General features: G+C 58.7%; 18 protein-coding genes. 14 read left to right on the top strand and 4 right to left on the bottom strand.

What is annotated here, in order from left to right:
• Positions 1 to 3 precede the first annotated feature (3 nt).
• The 10 genes from PMI34_RS21270 (at position 4) to PMI34_RS21315 (ending at position 11,370) form a co-directional block, all read left to right on the top strand.
• Positions 4 to 1,272: a DUF1329 domain-containing protein gene (locus tag PMI34_RS21270; protein WP_008047631.1), complete on the top strand. Its 1,269-nt coding sequence runs from the start codon at positions 4 to 6 to the stop codon at positions 1,270 to 1,272.
• A gap of 128 nt (positions 1,273 to 1,400) precedes the next feature.
• Positions 1,401 to 2,507 (top strand): alcohol dehydrogenase catalytic domain-containing protein, encoded by a 1,107-nt coding sequence (locus PMI34_RS21275; protein ID WP_008047629.1) that lies wholly within the window; start codon positions 1,401 to 1,403, stop codon positions 2,505 to 2,507.
• Positions 2,508 to 2,578: 71 nt separating this feature from the next.
• The gene (locus PMI34_RS21280; protein ID WP_238538768.1) at positions 2,579 to 3,121 is read left to right on the top strand and encodes a cupin domain-containing protein; all 543 of its coding nucleotides are present in this window, start codon (positions 2,579 to 2,581) and stop codon (positions 3,119 to 3,121) included.
• A gap of 244 nt (positions 3,122 to 3,365) precedes the next feature.
• Positions 3,366 to 4,367 (top strand): AraC family transcriptional regulator, encoded by a 1,002-nt coding sequence (locus PMI34_RS21285; protein WP_008047626.1) that lies wholly within the window; start codon positions 3,366 to 3,368, stop codon positions 4,365 to 4,367.
• A gap of 170 nt (positions 4,368 to 4,537) precedes the next feature.
• Positions 4,538 to 5,875, top strand: a complete 1,338-nt coding sequence (locus PMI34_RS21290) for a Rieske 2Fe-2S domain-containing protein (RefSeq protein WP_008047623.1) — start codon at positions 4,538 to 4,540, stop codon at positions 5,873 to 5,875.
• A 55-nt stretch (positions 5,876 to 5,930) separates the two neighbouring features.
• On the top strand, positions 5,931 to 6,794 hold the full coding sequence (locus PMI34_RS21295) for an alpha/beta fold hydrolase (RefSeq protein ID WP_008047621.1): 864 nt from the start codon (positions 5,931 to 5,933) through the stop codon (positions 6,792 to 6,794).
• Positions 6,791 to 8,194, top strand: a complete 1,404-nt coding sequence (locus tag PMI34_RS21300) for an amidase (protein ID WP_008047619.1) — start codon at positions 6,791 to 6,793, stop codon at positions 8,192 to 8,194. The genes PMI34_RS21295 and PMI34_RS21300 overlap by 4 nt, the downstream gene beginning before the upstream one ends.
• A gap of 196 nt (positions 8,195 to 8,390) precedes the next feature.
• Positions 8,391 to 9,416 carry a ring-hydroxylating dioxygenase ferredoxin reductase family protein gene (locus PMI34_RS21305; RefSeq protein ID WP_008047617.1) on the top strand — a complete coding sequence of 342 codons (1,026 nt, stop codon included), beginning with the start codon at positions 8,391 to 8,393 and terminating at the stop codon, positions 9,414 to 9,416.
• A 10-nt stretch (positions 9,417 to 9,426) separates the two neighbouring features.
• The gene (locus PMI34_RS21310; RefSeq protein WP_008003685.1) at positions 9,427 to 10,764 is read left to right on the top strand and encodes a hypothetical protein; all 1,338 of its coding nucleotides are present in this window, start codon (positions 9,427 to 9,429) and stop codon (positions 10,762 to 10,764) included.
• 423 nt (positions 10,765 to 11,187) lie between these two features.
• The gene (locus PMI34_RS21315; RefSeq protein ID WP_008047615.1) at positions 11,188 to 11,370 is read left to right on the top strand and encodes a hypothetical protein; all 183 of its coding nucleotides are present in this window, start codon (positions 11,188 to 11,190) and stop codon (positions 11,368 to 11,370) included.
• A gap of 63 nt (positions 11,371 to 11,433) precedes the next feature.
• Here PMI34_RS21315 and PMI34_RS21320 read toward each other — a convergent pair whose 3' ends face one another.
• Positions 11,434 to 12,066 carry a sulfotransferase family 2 domain-containing protein gene (locus tag PMI34_RS21320; protein ID WP_008047613.1) on the bottom strand — a complete coding sequence of 211 codons (633 nt, stop codon included), beginning with the start codon at positions 12,064 to 12,066 and terminating at the stop codon, positions 11,434 to 11,436.
• Positions 12,067 to 12,505: 439 nt separating this feature from the next.
• Here PMI34_RS21320 and PMI34_RS29520 point away from each other — a divergent pair, with 439 nt between their 5' ends.
• The gene (locus PMI34_RS29520) at positions 12,506 to 12,844 is read left to right on the top strand and encodes an excalibur calcium-binding domain-containing protein (RefSeq protein ID WP_338009875.1); all 339 of its coding nucleotides are present in this window, start codon (positions 12,506 to 12,508) and stop codon (positions 12,842 to 12,844) included.
• A gap of 67 nt (positions 12,845 to 12,911) precedes the next feature.
• Here the strand turns inward: PMI34_RS29520 and PMI34_RS21325 are convergent, their stop codons facing one another.
• Positions 12,912 to 13,253, bottom strand: coding sequence for a hypothetical protein (locus PMI34_RS21325; protein WP_008047607.1), 342 nt, complete (start codon positions 13,251 to 13,253; stop codon positions 12,912 to 12,914).
• Positions 13,254 to 13,309: 56 nt separating this feature from the next.
• On the opposite strand from PMI34_RS21325, the gene PMI34_RS21330 reads away from it, so the two are divergent.
• Positions 13,310 to 13,681: a hypothetical protein gene (locus PMI34_RS21330; RefSeq protein WP_008047606.1), complete on the top strand. Its 372-nt coding sequence runs from the start codon at positions 13,310 to 13,312 to the stop codon at positions 13,679 to 13,681.
• Here the strand turns inward: PMI34_RS21330 and PMI34_RS21335 are convergent.
• Positions 13,668 to 13,874: a hypothetical protein gene (locus PMI34_RS21335; protein ID WP_008047604.1), complete on the bottom strand. Its 207-nt coding sequence runs from the start codon at positions 13,872 to 13,874 to the stop codon at positions 13,668 to 13,670. The genes PMI34_RS21330 and PMI34_RS21335 overlap by 14 nt on opposite strands.
• A gap of 632 nt (positions 13,875 to 14,506) precedes the next feature.
• Positions 14,507 to 15,898, bottom strand: coding sequence for an aldehyde dehydrogenase family protein (locus tag PMI34_RS21340; protein ID WP_008047602.1), 1,392 nt, complete (start codon positions 15,896 to 15,898; stop codon positions 14,507 to 14,509).
• Between the two features lie 100 nt (positions 15,899 to 15,998).
• Here PMI34_RS21340 and ptrR point away from each other — a divergent pair, with 100 nt between their 5' ends.
• Complete coding sequence (ptrR, locus tag PMI34_RS21345) at positions 15,999 to 16,877, top strand: putrescine utilization regulator PtrR (protein ID WP_008047600.1); 879 nt, start codon at positions 15,999 to 16,001, stop codon at positions 16,875 to 16,877.
• A gap of 77 nt (positions 16,878 to 16,954) precedes the next feature.
• A complete protein-coding gene (locus PMI34_RS21350) occupies positions 16,955 to 19,159 on the top strand; it encodes an OsmC domain/YcaO domain-containing protein (RefSeq protein ID WP_008047597.1) in 2,205 nt (734 codons plus the stop codon).
• The last annotated feature ends 245 nt before the right edge of the window (positions 19,160 to 19,404 follow it).

Below are 19,404 nucleotides of genomic sequence, written 5' to 3'. Positions count from 1 at the left end.
GTCATGACCGTATCCCGTTTTATCCTGCGCCAGTCCCTGGCCCTGAGCCTCATCGCCGTTGCCAGCAGCCTGTCGTGCCTCGCCGGCGCTGCCGAGCTGCCGGTCGGCACGGTGATTTCCGCTGCCAACCTCGACCAGATCAAGAACGACACATTTGAAGGGCACACCATTGCCAGTCTGCTCACCGAGAAGATGGAGTGGCGCATCCGCAACAGCGGCTGGAAATTGCCGCTGGCCAAGTCGAAGAACGTTGCGCTCGATCCTCGCTGGGTTGCGGCGACAGCGGCCAACGCCGGCAAGACCTCGATCAACAAGGAAGCCTGCCGGATCGATGGCTGGGGTGCCGGCGCTCCCTTCCCGAACATTGATGAGAAGGACCCTCAGTCGGCAGAAAAAATTGTCTGGAACTTCCACCTCGGCCAACTCATCGGTGACGTGTCCCAGGTGCAGAACTTCACCCAGCTGCTGATCGACGGCGGGCGCGGCATTCATGCCGAGCCGGTCGCCGAGTTTTCCCGGTACACCATGAAAGGTCGTCTGACCGGGGGGAGTTCAGTGGAAGGCGATGGTAGCGAGCGCGGTCGGCAGTTGCTGTACTTCAAGTCGCCGTCCGATATGAAAGGGCTCGGTACTTACACCGTCATGTACGACGACGCGAAGGTCAACGACGTGTGGGCCTACATCCCCGCGGTACGCCGGGTACGTCGCCTGTCCGGCGGGGCCTGGATGGATCCGGTCGGCGCTTCCGACCAATTGCAGGATGACCTGGAGGGCTTCAACGCCCGGCCTTGCTGGTATTCGCAATACAAACTGCTGGGCAAGCGCTGGGTGTTGGCGGCCGCGAATGGCAAGGTCGACTTGTGGAACACCCAGGGCACGTCTGCCCAGGAAAAATATGCGGTGCTGGAGAACCAGCCGCCGTACTGGAACATGAACAACGACCTGTACGAGCCGCGTGAGGTTTATGTGGTCGAGGCCATCACGCCGTCGACCCACCCGTACAGCAAGAAAGTGCTGTACATGGAAACCAAATACCCACGCGTCCATTTCGCCGAAGCCTACAACCGCAAGGGCGAGTTCTGGAAGTTCATGGAGTGGCACACCGCCTACAACGCGGCCGACGGCGACATGCGCACCACCGGCAGCGCCGTGATCGACTTCCAGCGCAATCACGCCACGCTGTCCTTGATCGACACGAAGACCTGGAAGACCAACTTCGACGCCAAGTCCAATGACTTCTCCCTGCAGGCCCTGCAAAAGGCGGGGCGCTAGTCCGCCTGCGCGCCCGGCCGTCGTGCGGTCGGGCACTCGTCTGAATTGCTCCACACCCACTCCAACCCACACAGATCAAACGGTCGGATGCCCCCCATGCGGGGTGTCACGACCAGAGGAACCTAACCATGTCGATGATGAAAGCCGCGCGCCTGCACGAGATCGGCGGTCGATTCAGCTTTGATGAAGTCCCCCTGCCGATACCCGGTGACCACGACGTGCTGGTCAAGGTCGAGGCCAGCGGGGTGATCCCCAATCTGAAGAACGTCACCACCCATTTCCCCGAGTGGTACCCGTTTCTGCCGCTGCCAACGCTGCCGGCGGTCTTCGGTCTGGACAGTGCCGGAACCGTTAGCGCGGTAGGCGCGAAGGTCTCGGCGTTCAAGCCCGGAGACCGCGTCTACGTCAATCCTGGCGTCGGCTGCGGCGAGTGTTGTTATTGCCGGCAGGGTGAGGCGCCGCGCTGCGACGCTTATACCTTCCTGGGCTATTTCGGTTTCGGCCCCGGCTCGCAGGCGATCTTCAAGCTCTATCCCCATGCCGGCTATAGCCAGTACATGACTGCGCCGTCGACCAGTCTGGTGCGTCTGCCGCAGAAGCTGAGCTTCGCCCAGGCGACTCGCTTGGGCTACCTGGGCACGGCCTATTCGGCGATCCGTAAGTCAGCATTGCGGCCGGGGCAGAGCATCCTGATTCTCGGCGCGTCCGGTACGCTCGGGGTCGGTGCCACATTGCTCGCGCTGGCGTTCGGCGCGGCACGCATCGTGGTCGCGGCGCGTGACGAGGACGCTCTGGCCAGGCTCAAGCAATTGTCACCTGAGCGCATCGTCACGGTATGCATCGGTGTCAGCGACATCCAGGAACACGTGCGTGAACTGGTTCCCGGGGGCGTCGATGTGATGCTCGATACCTTGGGCGCCAAGGCGCCGGCGACGCTGTCGGTGAATGCCATGCAAGCCGTCGCACGGGGTGGCCGGATCATCCAGATCGGCGGCGTCGCGGGTCCCGTTCCGATTGATCCGCACCCGTTCATGTGCGCTCAGTTGCAGTACATCGGCTCGCTGTGGTTCACCACCGCCGAGGGTGACGAGATGGCCCGCATGATCGAAGCCGGCAGTGTCGACCTGTCGTTACTGGAGGAGCGCCGCTATCCGCTCGAACAGCTCAACGAAGCACTCGAGGATATCCAGACCCAGGCCAACGGCTTCACCAACTTCCATATTGTTCACGCTTGAATATCCTGCCCGCGCCGCGAAGACCGGCGTGGGCCTCACACTTACTCGGAAGCATTCAGACAATGACAACAATGCGCATCGTGACTGGCCGAGACAGTTCCGGCAGTTCAGTCATCATCAGCAACGGCCCGCTCGCAGGCGCCGAATCCTTCACCCATTCCCCCGGATTTTCTGCCGCACTGATATGGCAGACCGAACCGCAGGCGCGCATCGTCGATTGGCCGGTCGACCCGACGCCGCAGGTGGTATCGGTAGTGCCGGGGCCGGGCGGTACCAGCGCGCTGCTGGTCACCTTTGCACCAGACAATCTCATCGGAATCGCCGACTTCGATCCAGTAGCCGCCGGGCTGGAGCTCTGTGCCCGACTACCAGGACTCGGTGAACGCTTCGAAGCGGACCATCCGGGTTTCCATTGCACCGACACCATCGACTACGGCGTAGTGCTCGAAGGTGAAGTCGATCTGGAGCTCGATAACGGGTGCACTAACCGATTGCGCCAGGGCGATATCGTGGTGCAAATGGGTACTCGTCATGCGTGGCGTAACCCCGGTAACACTCCGGCTCGCCTGCTGTTCGTTCTGGTGGGGGGTACACGGTCGCCAAACCCGGTCTGAAAGGGCGTAAAACACGGAGTTTCGGACGCTTTTGTGGCGTTTGTCAGAAACAGCGGGGCGCTTGGCTTTCAGGGCATGCTTCTTGCCTTTTCATCACGTCGAACTGGCCTTGCGAAAATGCGCAGCGATCCAGCAGGAGTACACCACATTGCACGCCCGAGATTAGCCGAAAAAAACAATTAAGCGTGTTTGTCTTGCAGTAGCAAAGTTGTCTGCCCACAGCATCGGGCGGAGGGTAAAAGCAATGGAAAATCTGGTTTTTGCGGCAACAACGCCGCCCGAAACAGTCCTGTCCCGATTCGAAGTATGTCGCACTCAGGACATAGAAGAAGCCACTCAATGGGGGGAGCGCATTTTCTGCGCGAATCGCCTGCGCAGTATGAGTAGCAAGGGGGCGGTCAATACCAGCATCTACTATCGCCGATTGGGGGGCATCGGTATCGGTCGCATGAGCTACGGTGGTGATATCACCATCGAGCCTGGCGTCCTCGATTCTTTCGCGCTTATTCAGATGCCCATCCGTGGTCAGGAAATGATTGAGTACGGCAATCAGCGGGTGCATTCCACACCGCAGCTCGGGTCGATTCTCAATACCCATGCACCGTTCAAGATTCATCATTGTCCCGGTACCGAGAAGCTGATCATTCGCGTCGAGCGCAGTTTGCTTGAGCGGCATTGTCAGCAGCACCTGGGCCGCACGTTACGCAACACCATCGAGTTTCAACCGTCGATGCCGCTGGACACCGCCGAGGGTCGGCGCTGGATGCGCATGGTCGGCTGGCTCTACGACAGCCTGTCGGTCGATGAGGACATGCCGGCGCTGCTCACCGCACAGTTCGAAAATATCCTGGTCGACACGCTGTTGACGTGCCAGCCGCACACCTACAGCGCTGAGCTGTGCAGTGACCCGCGAACCTCTGTCACCCCATCGTTCGTCAAGCGCGTGGAGCGCTTCATCGAAGATCATGCCCATGAGCCGATTTCGATCGTCGAGATGGCCGAGCATGTCGGGGTCAGCAGCCGTTCTCTGTTCACCGGCTTTCGCCGTTACCGCAACACCTCGCCGATGCTCTACCTCAAGGAGGTGCGCCTACGCCACGTCCACGAGGAGCTGCAGCGCCAGAGCCCTGGTTCCGTCACAGTGACCACTGTGGCTTTCCGCTGGGGTTTCAGTCATCTCGGCCATTTCACCACCGACTACAAGCGTCGCTTCGGCGAGAGCCCGTCGGAGACGTTGTCCCGCTGATTTCAATGGACAGGGATGTCCGCCCCTCTGACCTCTCTGCGCATTTTCTGCGCTGGCGGGATAAGCCGCACAGTCTCGGGAGCGTCAGCTGCGTCTCTACTTCCTAGGATGACCGTCAAGCGTGCCGTAGTGCGACGCCAATGTCCTGTCAGCCTTTTGGGAGTCCCCACATGTCCGAGCAACCCATCATTCGCCGTCGCGTGGTTAAAACCGGCATCAGCGATGCCCGCGCCAACAACGCCAAGACCCAGAGCCAGTACCAGCCGTACAAGGATGCTGCCTGGGGCTTCGTCAACCACTGGTATCCGGGGCTGTTCAGCAACGAGCTGGCTGAAGACCAGGTCGAGGGCATCCAGATCTGCGGCATCCCGATCGTTTTACGCCGGGTCAATGGTCAGGTTTATGCCCTCAAGGACCAGTGTCTGCACCGTGGTGTGCGCCTGTCGGAGAAACCGACCTGCTTTAGCAAGAGCACCATCTCTTGCTGGTATCACGGTTTCACCTTCGACCTCGAAAGCGGCAAGCTGGTGACCATCGTCGCCAACCCGGACGACAAGCTGATCGGCACCACCGGTATCACCACCTACCCGGTGCACGAGGTCAACGGCATGATCTTCGTCTTCGTCCGCGAGGACAGCTTCCCCGACGAGGATGTACCACCGCTGGCTGACGACCTGCCGTTCCGTTTTCCAGAACGCAGCGAGCAGTTCCCGCATCCGATGTGGCCGGCTTCGCCGGGCGTGCTCGATGACAATGCGGTGGCGCTCGGCATGCACCGCACCGGTTTCGGCAACTGGCGGATCGCCTGCGAAAACGGCTTCGACAACGCTCACATCCTGGTGCACAAAGATAACACCATCGTCCACGCCATGGACTGGGTGCTTCCGCTCGGCCTGCTGCCGACCAGCGATGACTGCATTGAAGTGATCGAGGAGGAGAACGGTCCGAAAGGCATGATGCAATGGCTGTTCACCGACAAGTGGGCGCCGGTGCTGGAAAACCAGGAACTGGGCCTGAAAGTGGAAGGGCTCAATGGTCGCCCATACCGCACTTCGGTGGTGCTGCCCGGTGTCTTGATGGTGGAAAACTGGCCCGGCGAGCACATGACCCAATACGAATGGTATGTGCCGATCACCGATGATACCCATGAGTACTGGGAAATCATCGTACGCGTGTGCGACACCCCTGAAGAGCGCCAGAAGCACCAGCACCGCTTTGACCATGTGTACAAGCCGTTGTGCCTGCACGGCTTCAACGACTGCGACATCTATGCCCGCGAGGCGATGCAGAACTTCTATGCCGACGGTACGGGCTGGGACGACGAGCAGCTGGTGGCCACCGACATTTCTCCGATCACCTGGCGCAAGCTGGCTTCGCGCTGGAACCGCGGTATCGCCAAGCCGGGACGTGGTGTGAAGGGCGCCGTGAAGGACACCAGCCTGATCTTCAAGGAAACCGCCGACGGTCACCGTCCGGGCTACAAGGTCCGGCAGATTGCCGAAGAGTGATGTGCTCAGCTGTCCGGCGCCTGCTGCCGGACAGCCTCAGGCGAGGGTATTTTCGATGGACAATGAATTCGCTTCCACCTGCCGCTGGGTCACCGTCGACGGCGTGCGTCTGCACTACCGTCAGGTCGACGGACCGGACGACAGCCTGCCGGTGATCTTTACCCATGGCGGAGGCCCGGGCAGTACTGCCTGGAGCAATTTCCGCCTCAGCGCCACGCCATTCGCGATGCGTCACCGCTGTTATTTTCTCGACTTTGCGCAGTTCGGTGGCTCGGACATGGTGGTGGTCGACGGCCCGGTATTCAGCTGGCATGCGTGCAAGCTGCTGGGATTCATGGATGCCTTGGGCATCACTCAGGCGCACCTGGTCAATCAGTCGTTCGGTGGCTGCGTGGCGATCCGCCTGGCGGCCGATCATCCAGAGCGGGTCGCACGCCTGGTCCTGATCGGCTCGCAGCCAGTAGCACGCGGTGTGATGCAACCGCTGGCGCTATCCAGCAAGCATGCCGCGATGCTGATGAGCGATTACTTCTTCGCCAATGGCGGGCCGAGTCAGGACAAGATGCGCACGCTGATCCAGCGCTACGAGCTGCACGACGACGCTGCAATCGACGAGGAGAACCTGCGCCTGCGCTATGAAGCGAGTTGCAACCCGGGTTTGCGTGCGCTGTTCGAGCAGTCCGGTGCCTTCGGTGAACCGGAAGACCTGATGCCGCTGTTTGCTCGAGTGCAGGCACCGACCTTGATCCTCTGGGGGCTGCATGACTGGTTTGGTGGCATCGATGTGCCGATGCTGATGGTCAACCAGTTTGCCGATGCTCGCCTGCATGTGATGGGCAACGCTGCCCACCACCTGCAGAGCGAACAGCCAGCCGAATTCAACGCGTTGGCACTGAATTTCCTTGGAGGCTACCGATGATCGGCAGTAGCGATCTGCACTATCTTGAGCTGCACGAACTGTCACTGCTGATTCGCACCGGCAAGCTCTCTCCGGTGGAAGTCACCGAGGCGCAGTTAGCGCGAATCGAACGGCTCGACGGGACGTTGCACGCCTTTGCCACGGTCACTGCGCAGCTGGCGCTCGACCAGGCACGCGAGGCGGAACGCGAACTGTCGCGTGGCGAATGCCGTAGCCCGCTGCATGGCATCCCGTTGGCAGTAAAGGACTTGCTGCACACGGCCGGCGTGCCCACGGCAGCGGGCATGCCGATTCACCAGGCATTCATCCCGCAGGAAGATGCCACCGTCGTCACCCGCTTGCGCGAGGCGGGGAGTGTGCTGCTTGGAAAGCTGCAGATGACGGAGGGTGCTTTCGCCATCCATCACCCGGACCTGCCCACGCCGATCAATCCTTGGCATCCGGGCCATTGGGCCGGCGCTTCTTCCAGTGGAAGTGCAGTGGCCACCGCCGCGGGCCTGTGTTATGCCTCGATTGGTAGTGACACCGGTGGCTCCATCCGTTTCCCTTGCGCAGCCAATGGCCTCACAGGGCTCAAGCCGACCTGGGGTCGGGTCAGCCGTCATGGTTGCTTCGAGCTGGCCGCCAGCCTTGACCACATCGGTCCCATCACCCGCAGCGCACGCGATGCCTTGTTCCTGCTATCGACCATCGCCGGCCACGATCCCAAGGACCCCACTTCGTTGCCCAGCGTTTGCCTGGAGGTGCCCGGCATCGAGGATTCGTTCCGCGGCCTGCGCGTCGGCATTGACGAGGCCTGGTTGAGCGATGGTGTCGACCCGGTGATTCAGCAAGCACTGGAACGGATCATGGCGATTGTCCGTGATGGCGGTGGCACGCTTCAGCGCGTGTGTATGCCGGACACCCGTGCGGTGAGCGGCAACTGGGAGGCTCACTGCGGCGTGCAGACTGCCGTTGCACACGCCGCCACTTACCCGCAACGTGCAGCGCTATACGGACCGGCACTGAGCCGCCTGATTGACGGTGGGCGAGCGCTCAGTGGCATGGACTACCAGCGCGTATTGCTCGACGCGCAGCGTTTCAGCGGTGAGTTGGACTACGTGCTGAACGACGTCGACCTGCTGCTCGCCCCGGTACAGCCCTACGCTGCGCCGACTCACGAACAGCTGGCCAGCCTGGCTCTGGACCCGGAGGCCAATCGCCGGCTGATCCAGTTCACGGCACCGTTTAACGTCAGCGGACACCCCTGTATCAGCCTGCCTTGCGGCTTCACCGACGATGGCCTGCCGATCGGCTGCCAGTTCATTGCCGGCCGGGGCGGCGAGGCCGTGTTGTGTCGCGCAGGTATGGCTGTGCAAAAGGTTACCGACTGGCACCGACGGCGTCCTGCCGGTCTCTGATGACTCCTTGGTTTGCCCGTACCACTTGGTACGGGTTTTTTTTTCCTGCGTTGTGCCAGCAGGATTTTGCGCTTTCGGGATAAGCCTGTAGCCCAATGGAGCGCCGACACCCACCAAGGCTTTCTATGATCGGCCCATGTCAATAATCCGGCCGCTTACGGCCGTAGCCCGATGCCTGCCAGGGAGCCGAACTCTCATGAACGATAAACAGCACCAAGTCACTGTCAATTTCTCCGATGGCGTCAGCCGTAGCTTTAGCGTCGGCGAACAAACCAACATTCTTGATGCCGCGCTCGCAGCGGAAATTCCATTGCTCTATCAATGCCGTTCCGGCAGCTGTTCAAGCTGTATCGCCCAACTCGCAGGCGGCGATGCGCGCACCCGCCCGGGCGCCAGCTCGACGCTGCTGGCCAGCGAGTACAGCGCCGGACAGCGCCTGCTGTGCCTTTGCCAAGCGCAGTCCGACTGCACTTTCGATGTCGCTTACAGCAGCGAAGTCGGCTCCAGCACGGCGCAGCAAGTGCACGTCTTCGTCAACGCTGTCGAGCGTATTGCCAGCAATGTGATGCGCCTGACCCTGGAGCTGGCCGATGGCGACTGGCTGGAATTCCGACCCGGCCAGTTCATGCAGATTGAAGTGCCCGGTTACGGCGTGGTGCGCAGCTACTCACCCTCGAGCACCGCGGCGCAGCTGCCGAAGCTGGAGTTCCTGGTCCGCCTGTTACCAGGCGGCGCGATGTCCGGTTACCTGGAAGAGAAGGCTACGAATGAGGACGTGCTGACGCTGAGCGGCCCTTATGGCGCGTTTTTTCTGCGCGAGGAGAAACGTCGCGCGCCACATATTTTCGTCGCCGGTGGCACCGGCCTGGCGCCGATTCTGTCGATGATCGATGCCTTGCGCCAAGGCAGCGGACGCAAGCCGCCGATGCTGCTCAGCTTCGGTTGCGCGGTCCCGGACGCGCTGTTCTGTCTCGAGGACATTGAACTGCGCCAGCAATGGCTGCCAAGCCTTGAGGCGCGGATCTGTGTCGATCGCGAGCCGCGTGACGGCCTGCACCAGGGCAGCCCGGTCAGCGCGCTGCGCGAGGGCGATGTGAGTGCCGACACGGTCGCCTATCTCTGTGGCCCGCAGCCGATGATCGATGCCGCTACAACGCGGCTGATCGAGCTGGGCGCCAATCCCGCGAACATCTTCGCCGAACAGTTTGTGGCCAGCCACTAAGGAACCCGCCATGCAATCCACCATGCAATCCACTGCGGCCGTCAACTTCTCCACCGAGCAAATGAAGTGGTATGAACAGGCCTGCGCCAGGATCGACCCCAAACGCCTGCAGAGCTTGTTGTACACCATCACCAACATCCATAGCCCTACTGGTGCGGCCCGTGCAGCCAGCGAGCACATGAAGGGCTACCTCGAAAGCATTGGCATGGCCGCACGTTACCAGCCAATGAGTTTCACCAGTGGCAATGTGTTGGCCGAACTGCGCGGCAGCGGCGGCGGCGCCAGCGTTCTCTTGTATTCACCGATCGATACCCATCTGGAGCTGGACGAAGCCGAGAAGATCCTCACCGGTCCCGCCGACGAAGCGGACATGCAGCCATCGGCGCAGCAGATCGATGACTGGGTTTTCGGCCTTGGCGCTTCCAATCCCAAAGGCATGATCGCGACCCTCACCGAGGTGGCCACTGCACTGATCGAGGCCGAAGTACCGCTGGTTGGCGACCTGCTGGTCGGCCTGGCCGATGGCGGCATGCCGGTGGACATTTCCGCTCGCCAACATGCCGGTATGTCCAATGGCGTGACCCACCTGATCAACCGTGGCGGCGCGCCTGACTTCGCTATCGTGATGAAGCCTTGGAACTGGGTGTATCACGAGGAACCTGGCATGGGCTGGTTCAAGCTGCGCGTGCACGGAACCCTCGGCTATGCCGGCGTTCCCCGTGGCACGCCGGGCTTCCGTAGTTCGGTGGTGCCGGCGGCGACGGTGATCCAGGACCTTGAGCAGTGGATCATTGAGTATGCCGAGCGCAACACGTCCGGGCAGATCAAGCCGCATGGCTGGATCGCCGGGGTGCGCGGTGGCAATCCGGAACGCCCGGCCTTTCCATCGGCGGTTACCGAGATCTTCTTCGACGTGCGGATCAACCCGCGCACCAGCCCCGCCGAGGTCAAGACGCAGTTTGCCGAGTTCGTCCGCGATCTGCAGGCGCGACGCCCGGAACTGGTCCTCGACTGGGAGATGTATGGCTCGGTGGCCGGCGGTAGCACCGACGCACAGAACTGGATCGTGCAGTCCGCCCGGCGTGGCTGGGAGCATATCGAGCGGCGTCCCCATGGCGAGGCCGACCTGCTCGGTGGGCAGACCGACGGTGCCGCGCTGCGTCGTCTCGGCATCCCCACTGCGCGCATCGGCTGGCCATGGCCGGCCGAAGGTGCACCGCTGCCGGTCGCCGAGGGGCTTGGGGGCATGGGCGCGACCTACATTCCGGATCTGCTGCCGTGCGCCAAGAAAATCATGTACGCACTGATCGACACCCTGACCCGGCCTCGTAGCGAGTTGGGCCTGTAGTCAGCGACTCGAGTTCTTTGATGGTAATTTTGGCCATGAAATGGGCTCCCCCTACTTTTCCCCCCACAAAAAACGTCGGCTCTTGATGGGTGTTCCTGGACACTCGTAGAGCTGAACACCGCTGGAGCTCAAGTAAATACTAGATTCGAAGAATCCAGGGTGAAATTTTGGAGTCTTTCAAGAAGTATGCAAAAGGAGATGGGGGGCTAGGGGGCGAGTGTTCGAATCACTCCGTCACGACCATATTTACTGAGTAAAATCAGACACTTAAGCCGATCAGATAGATCGGCCTTTTTGTGCCTGCGCAAAACCCGCGCAAAACTGGCGCAAAACTACCCGGAATTAGTTGACCGCTGCATTGAATTCCTGAAAGAAATGCGGGGCGAAGGGGGAGAGGTAGACATGGTGGCCTAGTTTCTTGCCATGGGTGAGGTCGCTGCGCCGGTGCGCTGCAAGGTAACGCCGGTGGCGGTACCGGCCTTTTTAACTGCGGGGCTCAAGAAGCCGGACCCGCTGGAGGCGAAGGTCCGGGCGCTGCTGGCTGAGATCAAGCAGCGACAGGGCTACGAGAAACAGCTGGTGGCTGCAAACATGGCGTGTCAGTGATCTAGTGAGCCTGCTCCCTACCGTGGGAAAACCAAATGTCGTCAGGTTTGAATTGTCGAAATTTTAAGGAGAGGTCGAGTATCCAAAAGCCTCAAAATCCTCGAAGTAAAGATCAGTGATCATGCTGATTGAATCAGTGCACAGGTAGTCTTTGTAGTGATACTTGAATTTGTTTGTGTTGGTTCGGGGTATTCTTTCAATGCTGATTGGAGTGTTGTTCTTTAGTATTTCTGGCAAGCTGTTTATTTGTTCTAGCTGGATGACTTTGTCAACGAGTAGGTTGCCTTTGTAATCATAAAGAAATGAGACTTGCTGTTCCCATTGGACATGGCTTCTTTTTTGAATTTTATGTAGGTATGTTATGAGGCTGTCATCGGCGTTCATGTCTATGTAGTCTCTGAGGTCAGGCCTGGACTCCATGTACAGGAATTGCGACACGATTCTGGCAAATGGGTTTCTTACGATGGAAAATTTGAAGAAGTTATCAAACTTTGAGCGCCCAATGTGTTGCCTGATTTGAATTGCTTTGAGGTGCTGCAAGCCGCCGGTTTGGTATTTGTTGTGGTATTTGTCTAGAAAGCCCATCCAGAGGTTTTCTTCGGTCTTTTCATGATCTTCCCAAATTGCCGACTCGACTGATGTTCCACCGCACTTTGGTATGTGCACAAAAATAATATTGTTTTTTTCTGAAAGCATATGGTTTTGGCTTGATTATGTTTTGCTTGCGCGGATGGAGTCTCAATTCGTGACTGGGGTTTACACGAATTTAGATGTGAAAATAGTGGGTATTATTTATATGATTCTGTGGGGGTTGACGTGGGTGATATTGCCTTCTTGGTGATTGTCTGTTTGTAAGCTACATCAATGCTATTTGCTTAAATAGTTTGTTTGCAGTCAGCGCGCATTGCTTTCGCGTAGAAATAGAAGTTACAGCTGACTCACTATCGTACTCAGTAACACATCCTTGTCTGCTTTGGACCCAGTGATTTTTATCATATATGCGTGCTGATGGCAAAGCGCCCGTTCGTCCAGGGCGACTTGGTCTCACAGCAAATGGCATCCGCGCCGACCTGATCGCGAGCGGTCAGCCCACACGGGAGGTCTCACTGGCAGGCTGTACATGGATTAGTGGGTTATGCTGGAAGCAGGCAACGTGAGAACACAAACGGTCTCTCATCATGGATGGATCAAGATGAAACTCATTTTGGTTGTGCTTGTTGTTGGTCTGTTGGTTTGGAAGTTTTCCCCTGAATTACAGTCCTGGGTTGAGGCTCGGCCATCGAGTCCCCCAATAATCTCTGCGGTCTTGATTGCGCCAAAGCCTGTTTCGGCTCCAGTCAAATGCGATGGGCGCAAATATTGCTCGCAGATGACCTCGTGCGCAGAGGCCACAGACTTTCTGCAAAATTGCCCAGGAGTGGAAATGGATGGCGACTACGACGGGATACCTTGTGAGAAGCAGTGGTGTCGGTGACTGCTCGTCGCTCATCGGCAGGCTACATGTGTCCCTGGCACGGGTCAGCATCAGCGGTTGCGATGATCTATGCCTGAATTCCGATGTCACCCTCTGCAGCTTGTAACGCTCGCTCTTCGGTCAATGGCATGAAAATTGGCTGTGTTCCACTGGCCTGGAAATAAAGAAAGTAGTGCCCGGAATCGTCTAGCAATATCCGGTGCAGTTCGGACGACCGAAAGTTGTTGCCGATAAAAATACTCTCCTTGAGGATCTCGAAAGACTTGATCCCATGCTCTCGCATTGTAGTTTCGAAGGCTTCGTAAAGACCTTCTCGGCGGCGTCGATTGTTTCGAGCATTTAGCTTGAAAAAAACCACCGCCAACACGGCATAGCTGAGAATGAGTATCACAAGGGCGCTGGTCCGCATGCGTGGAGCTCCATGTTCTCTCAATCGCTGTACATCTCAGTGTAGGCGGGTTCCCGGTGCTTATTTACGACAAATTCCTTGAGGAGATGGGCGTCGATTTCGTCCTGACTGGATATGTATGCGATTACTCGAAGCTGATCGGTGCCCGGTTCGGCGAGCCCGTCGCTGGAACGGTTGAGTGTTCGGCCTTAGTGTTCGACGGCGAGAAACATTGCTATGCCGCTTACGGCGAGAAGGATGGCCTTTGCAAAACGCCAGTCTGGCTCGAAAGGCCGTACGTCATTGGTAGCGGTCAGGATCACGCGATGACCGCGATGGAGATGGGCGCCACCGCGGCTGAGTCAGGCGAGATGGCGCAGAAGCGGGATACTTCAACTGGCGGCGTGGTTCGGACGCTCTTCGTGGCCGATCGTGCTACAGCCAGGTAACTCGGACGTTTTTGAATTTCATGAGTTCGAGCGATTCCTTGAGCGACTTTTTTCCGAAGATAACTGGGCCATCTTTACCGCCCACTCCCAGCACTTCCAGCAGCAACTCATGGGCATCTATTCGCTCAGGCGCTTCGCCGGTTCTGGTTTTTGGTGCGTTGATGTGCTCATAGCTCAATTGGTACTTGTGCATTGTTCTTCCCTGTAAAATCAAATCGGTGTTTATGGGGGAATCTCACCGATACCGGCAATCAGCCATTATTTTAGGTTACAGAGACAACTTATGACAACAAGGCAACCCGATTGGGAGGCGATCCAGCGAGCCTGACGGGCCGGGTTATTGGATTGCGGGTGTGGTACTGATGATTGCTGGTTGGGCAAAGGGAAAAACGAGCCTGGCCTCATCTCCACGGGCCTTGCTCGGACGTCAGGGGAGACTCTGGAGGTCGAGGGTTATTGATCGAACGGGTCTCGTGAATGCCTGTTGACATCAATGAGCGGATGAGAGAATTTAATTAAGTCCTTTCATTTCTATATGTTTAGGAATGAGCCGAACAAAGCCTCGCCAGAGAAATCTGCCGGGGCTTCGTCGCATTCGGCTTAGGAGAAAAATATGTCTAGAGCTCAACGACGACACGATACGCGCCGCATAAAGGCTCGATTTTATTCAAAGCAACGCGCTTACGAATGCTGGTCAACCAGCGAGAAAAACGCCGGGCTTTTTGCAAATCATGGGAAGGTATGTTCCTGCTGGATGTGCGGTAACCCCAGAAAACAGGGATTGCTGACCATGCAGGAACTGCGAGCTGATCTTCCACGCTGCCCTTAACGCCGATCCAGCCAAACCGTCTGTGCATTACAGAATTCGCGCACCCCGAAGTGGGAGAGCTCCCGGCCAAAGCCACTCTTTTTCACGCCACCAAAACTGACGCGCGGATCGCTGGCGCTATAGCCGTTGATAAACACCCCGCCGGTTTCAAGTTCGTCGGCCATCTGCCGGGCGAGTTCGACATTGCGCGTGAAGATAGTGGCGGTGAGGCCAAACTCGCTGTCGTTGGCCAGCTCCAGTGCATGGGCGGCATCTCGGGCCGTGATGATTGAAGCCACAGGACCAAACAGCTCCTGTTTGAATGATGTCATCTGATTGGTCACGTCGCCGAGTACGGTGGGCTCATAGTAGTTACCTGGGCCTTGCGCCTTCTTTCCACCCAGTAGCAACGTCGCGCCTTCTTCCAGTGTGTCGCGCACCTGCTGATCCAGTTCGTCGCGCAGATCGAAGCGAGCCATCGGGCCGATATAGGTGGTGGTAACCAGTGGATCACCGACAACCAGTTGTTGGGTGGCCTCGACGAACTTGCGGGTAAATTCCCGGGCAATACCTTGCTCGACAATCAGGCGTTTGGCGGCGGCGCAGACTTGCCCGGTGTTTTGATAGCGCCCGATCACGGCGGCTTTCACCGCCTCATCGAGGTCGGCGTCGTCGAGCACGATAAATGGGTCGGAGCCCCCCAGTTCCAATACGCATTTCTTCAGTGCGGCTCCGGCCTGAGCACCGATGGCCATGCCTGCTCGCACGCTGCCGGTGAGGGTGACGGCAGCGATGCGTGGATCGGCGATTGCCCGGGATACACCTTCCGGGGTGACGTTGATGACCTCGAAAACACCTTCGGGGAAGTCCGCTTGCTTGAAGGCCTCCAGCAGCAGGTAGGCGCTGCCCATGACGTTTGGCGCGTGCTTGAGCACGAAGGTATTGCCGGCGAGCAGCGTGGGGACCGCGCCGCGCAAGACTTGCCAGATGGGGAAGTTCCACGGCATGACGGCGAGAATCGGGCCCAGGGGGCGATATTCGATGCGTGCTTTGCCGCCTTCCACCAGGGTCGGTTCCGGGCTCAGCATGGCGGGGCCGTGTTCGGCGTACCACTCACAGAGCTGTGCGCATTTTACAATTTCGCCGCAGGCTTGAGCAATCGGCTTGCCCATTTCCAGGGTGATCATGTTCGCCATGGCCTGCGCATTGTTGCGCAAGGCCTGGCCGAGGTTGATCAACAGCTGCGCGCGCTGTTCAACCGGTTTGCCGCGCCAGGCGCGAAACCCGGTAGCGGCCCGCGTCAGCGCGGCCTGCAGTGCCGAATCGGATTCGAAAGGGTATTGGCCGATCTGCTCGCCCGTGGTCGGGTTGATCGAAATGGCATGGGTAAGGCTGGATACGTGGGTCATGGCACCGTCCTGCGAGGTAGGAATGTGCTCAGGTTATGGGGCTATATGTTTTCTGGAAACTGAATAATACTGAGCATAACGTTCACGTTTGGAGAATGACTTGGATCTGGTTCAGCTCGAAATCTTCAAGGCTGTCGCCGAGCACGGCAGCATCAGCGTGGCTGCCCAGCATATCCACCGGGTGCCATCGAATCTCACGACGCGAATCAAGCAGCTTGAGCTGGACCTGGGTGTGGACCTGTTTATTCGCGAGAAGAGTCGCTTGCGTTTGTCACCGGCCGGCTGGAGTTTCCTGGATTACGCGCGACGCATTCTCGATCTGGTTCAGGAGGCGCGCGCGACAGTGGCGGGTGAGGAACCGCAGGGGGCCTTCGCCCTGGGTTCGCTGGAAAGTACTGCGGCGGTACGTATTCCAGAGCTATTGGCCGCCTATAACCAGAAGCACGCCAAGGTCGAACTGGACCTGTCCACCGGCCCCTCCGGGACCATGATCGACGGGGTGCTGTCGGGGCGGCTGGCCGCTGCATTTGTCGATGGTCCGGTGTTGCATCCGGCACTGGAGGGCGTGCCCGCATTCGAGGAGGAAATGGTCCTGATCGCACCGCTCAACCATGAGCCGATTCATCGAGCGAAGGATGTGAACGGCGAAAACATCTATGCCTTCCGCTCCAACTGCTCCTATCGCCATCATTTCGAAAGCTGGTTTGCCAACGGCGCGGCGGTGCCCGGCAAGATTTTCGAAATGGAGTCCTATCACGGCATGCTGGCCTGCGTCAGCGCCGGTGCCGGCCTGGCGCTGATGCCCCGCAGCATGCTCGAAAGCATGCCCGGGTGCACGACGGTCAGCGTCTGGCCGTTGTCGGAGTCGTTCCGCTATCTGCGCACCTGGCTGGTGTGGCGCAGGGGGACGGTGTCGCAGAGCCTGACGATGTTTGTGCGCTTGCTTGAGGAGCGCGGGGTGGTGTTGGTCGAAAAATAGTGGAAAGTTAACGGTCTGTGCTGAAAAACCGGATAATGGCCGCCAAATCGTATAGCTCGTTATTCTGGTAAGCACGCATGGAAATCAAGGTCAACTTTCTCGACAACCTTCGACTTGAGGCCAAGTTCGACGACTTCACGGTGATTGCCGATCAACCCATTCGCTACAAGGGCGATGGTTCGGCACCGGGGCCGTTCGATTACTTCCTGGCTTCGTCGGCGTTGTGCGCGGCGTACTTCGTGAAGTTGTATTGCGAAACCCGCAATATCCCCACCGAAAATATCCGCCTGTCGCAGAACAATATTGTTGATCCGGAAAACCGCTACAACCAGATTTTCAAGATTCAGGTCGAATTGCCGTCGGACATTTCCGCCAAGGACCGGCAGGGGATCTTGCGCTCCATCGACCGTTGTACGGTAAAGAAGGTGGTGCAAACCGGGCCCGAGTTCGTGATTGAAGAGGTCGAAAACCTCGACGCCGATGCCCAGGCGTTGCTGATGCCGCACTCGACTGGCGAAGCGGGCACCTACATTGTGGGCAAGGACCTGCCGCTGGAGCAAACCATCGCCAACATGTCGGGCATCCTGGCCGACCTGGGCATGAAGATTGAAATCGCTTCGTGGCGCAATATCGTTCCCAATGTGTGGTCGCTGCACATCCGCGATGCGCACTCGCCCATGTGTTTTACCAACGGCAAAGGCGCGACCAAGGAAGGCGCGCTGGCATCGGCGCTTGGCGAGTTCATCGAGCGACTCAACTGCAACTTCTTCTACAACGATCAATTCTGGGGCGAGGACATCGCCAACGCGGCGTTTGTGCATTACCCGGACGAGCGCTGGTTCAAGCCTGGCCCGAAGGACGAACTGCCGACTGAAATCCTCGACGAGTACTGCCTGAAGGTCTACGACCGGGATGGCGAGTTGCGTGGCTCGCATCTGTACGACACCAACTCCGGCAACACCCAGCGTGGCATTTGTTCACTGCCGTTTGTGCGCCAGTCGGACAATGAGGTGGTGTACTTCCCGTCCAACCTGATCGAAAACCTGTTCCTGAGCAATGGCATGAGCGCCGGCAACACGCTGGCCGAAGCCCAGGTGCAGTGCCTGTCGGAGATCTTCGAACGCGCGGTCAAGCGCGAAATCCTCGAAGGTGAAATGGCCCTGCCGGATGTGCCGCAGGAAGTGCTGGCGAAATACCCGGGCATCCTGGCGGGGATCCAGGCCCTGGAAGAGCAGGGCTTCCCGGTGCTGGTCAAGGATGCATCGCTGGGCGGGGAGTTCCCGGTGATGTGCGTGACCTTGATGAACCCGCGTACCGGTGGCGTGTTTGCCTCGTTCGGCGCGCACCCAAGCCTGGAAGTGGCGCTGGAACGCAGCCTGACGGAGCTGCTGCAAGGCCGCAGTTTCGAGGGCCTGAACGATCTGCCCCAGCCGACCTTCGAAGGTCAGGCGGTGACTGAGCCGAACAACTTCGTCGAGCACTTTATCGATTCCAGCGGTGTGGTCTCGTGGCGCTTTTTCAGCGCCAGGCCGGATTTCGAATTCGTTGAGTGGGATTTCTCCGGTCAAGGCGAAAACTCCAATGCCGAAGAGGCCGCGACCTTGTTCGGCATTCTCGAAGACATGGGCAAAGAAGTGTACATGGCGGTCTATGAGCACATCGGCGCCAAGGCCTGCCGCATTCTGGTGCCGGACTACTCGGAAATTTATCCGGTAGAAGATTTGATCTGGGATAACACCAACAAAGCGCTGCAGTTTCGCGCCGACATCCTCAATCTGCACAGCCTGAGCAAAGTCGGCCTGAGAACGCTGGCCCAGGGTCTGGAAAACAGCGAGCTGGATGATTACACCGACATCACCACCTTGATCGGCATCGAGTTCGACGACAACACGCCGTGGGGCAAGTTGACGATCCTGGAGCTGAGGCTGCTGATTTATCTCGCTTTGCAGAAGTTTGACCAGGCAAAGGATCTGGTGGAAGCCTTCTTGCAATACAACGACAACACCGTCGAGCGCGGCTTGTTTTACCAGGCCGTGAACGTCGTGCTGGAAATGCAGCTGGACGATGATCTGGAACTGAGCGACTACGAGGTCAACTTCCGCCGGATGTTCGGCAACGAACGGATGGACGCGGCGATAGGGTCCGTGGATGGCAGCGTACGTTTCTACGGTCTGACGCCGACGAGCATGAATCTCGAAGGACTCGACAGGCACCTTCGCCTGATCGACAGCTACAAAAAGCTGCACATGGCGCGGGCGAGGGTGACGGCCTTATCCAGCTGATGGCGATAACAAAAAAGCACCTCGGGTGCTTTTTTGTTTTTTGGAGGCAGGCAAATCGCCTGTACGCGGTGGTCTCGTTTTTTGGCTCTGTCATGGGCTGTTGCTGCCTATGAGGAGGCCCTTCTATATAGAAGGGCGTTTGGGCTAATGTCAGTCAGTCAAGCGGTAATGCGATCTGTAGCAGCTGCCGAGCCCGCGAGGCTGCGTTCGGCTGCGAAGCAGTCGTAAAATCAGTCATTGCGGTA

It is taken from the genome of Pseudomonas sp. GM74 (assembly GCF_000282455.1).
In the GTDB taxonomy this organism is placed as follows: domain Bacteria; phylum Pseudomonadota; class Gammaproteobacteria; order Pseudomonadales; family Pseudomonadaceae; genus Aquipseudomonas.
Note: the sequence above shows the minus strand (reverse complement) of the source record. Positions and strands in the feature narration are given on the sequence as shown.

Coding starts and splice junctions, on each gene's coding strand:
- PMI34_RS21270 (WP_008047631.1), top strand. CDS start 4: ATGACCGTATCCCGTTTTATCCTGCGCCAGTCCCTGGCCCTGAGCCTC.
- PMI34_RS21325 (WP_008047607.1), bottom strand. CDS start 13,253: ATGCGGACCAGCGCCCTTGTGATACTCATTCTCAGCTATGCCGTGTTG.
- PMI34_RS21290 (WP_008047623.1), top strand. CDS start 4,538: ATGTCCGAGCAACCCATCATTCGCCGTCGCGTGGTTAAAACCGGCATC.
- PMI34_RS29520 (WP_338009875.1), top strand. CDS start 12,506: ATGCTGGAAGCAGGCAACGTGAGAACACAAACGGTCTCTCATCATGGA.
- PMI34_RS21285 (WP_008047626.1), top strand. CDS start 3,366: ATGGAAAATCTGGTTTTTGCGGCAACAACGCCGCCCGAAACAGTCCTG.
- PMI34_RS21295 (WP_008047621.1), top strand. CDS start 5,931: ATGGACAATGAATTCGCTTCCACCTGCCGCTGGGTCACCGTCGACGGC.
- PMI34_RS21320 (WP_008047613.1), bottom strand. CDS start 12,066: ATGCTTTCAGAAAAAAACAATATTATTTTTGTGCACATACCAAAGTGC.
- PMI34_RS21335 (WP_008047604.1), bottom strand. CDS start 13,874: ATGCACAAGTACCAATTGAGCTATGAGCACATCAACGCACCAAAAACC.
- PMI34_RS21275 (WP_008047629.1), top strand. CDS start 1,401: ATGTCGATGATGAAAGCCGCGCGCCTGCACGAGATCGGCGGTCGATTC.
- PMI34_RS21300 (WP_008047619.1), top strand. CDS start 6,791: ATGATCGGCAGTAGCGATCTGCACTATCTTGAGCTGCACGAACTGTCA.
- PMI34_RS21315 (WP_008047615.1), top strand. CDS start 11,188: ATGGGTGAGGTCGCTGCGCCGGTGCGCTGCAAGGTAACGCCGGTGGCG.
- PMI34_RS21280 (WP_238538768.1), top strand. CDS start 2,579: ATGCGCATCGTGACTGGCCGAGACAGTTCCGGCAGTTCAGTCATCATC.
- PMI34_RS21340 (WP_008047602.1), bottom strand. CDS start 15,898: ATGACCCACGTATCCAGCCTTACCCATGCCATTTCGATCAACCCGACC.
- PMI34_RS21310 (WP_008003685.1), top strand. CDS start 9,427: ATGCAATCCACCATGCAATCCACTGCGGCCGTCAACTTCTCCACCGAG.
- PMI34_RS21305 (WP_008047617.1), top strand. CDS start 8,391: ATGAACGATAAACAGCACCAAGTCACTGTCAATTTCTCCGATGGCGTC.
- PMI34_RS21350 (WP_008047597.1), top strand. CDS start 16,955: ATGGAAATCAAGGTCAACTTTCTCGACAACCTTCGACTTGAGGCCAAG.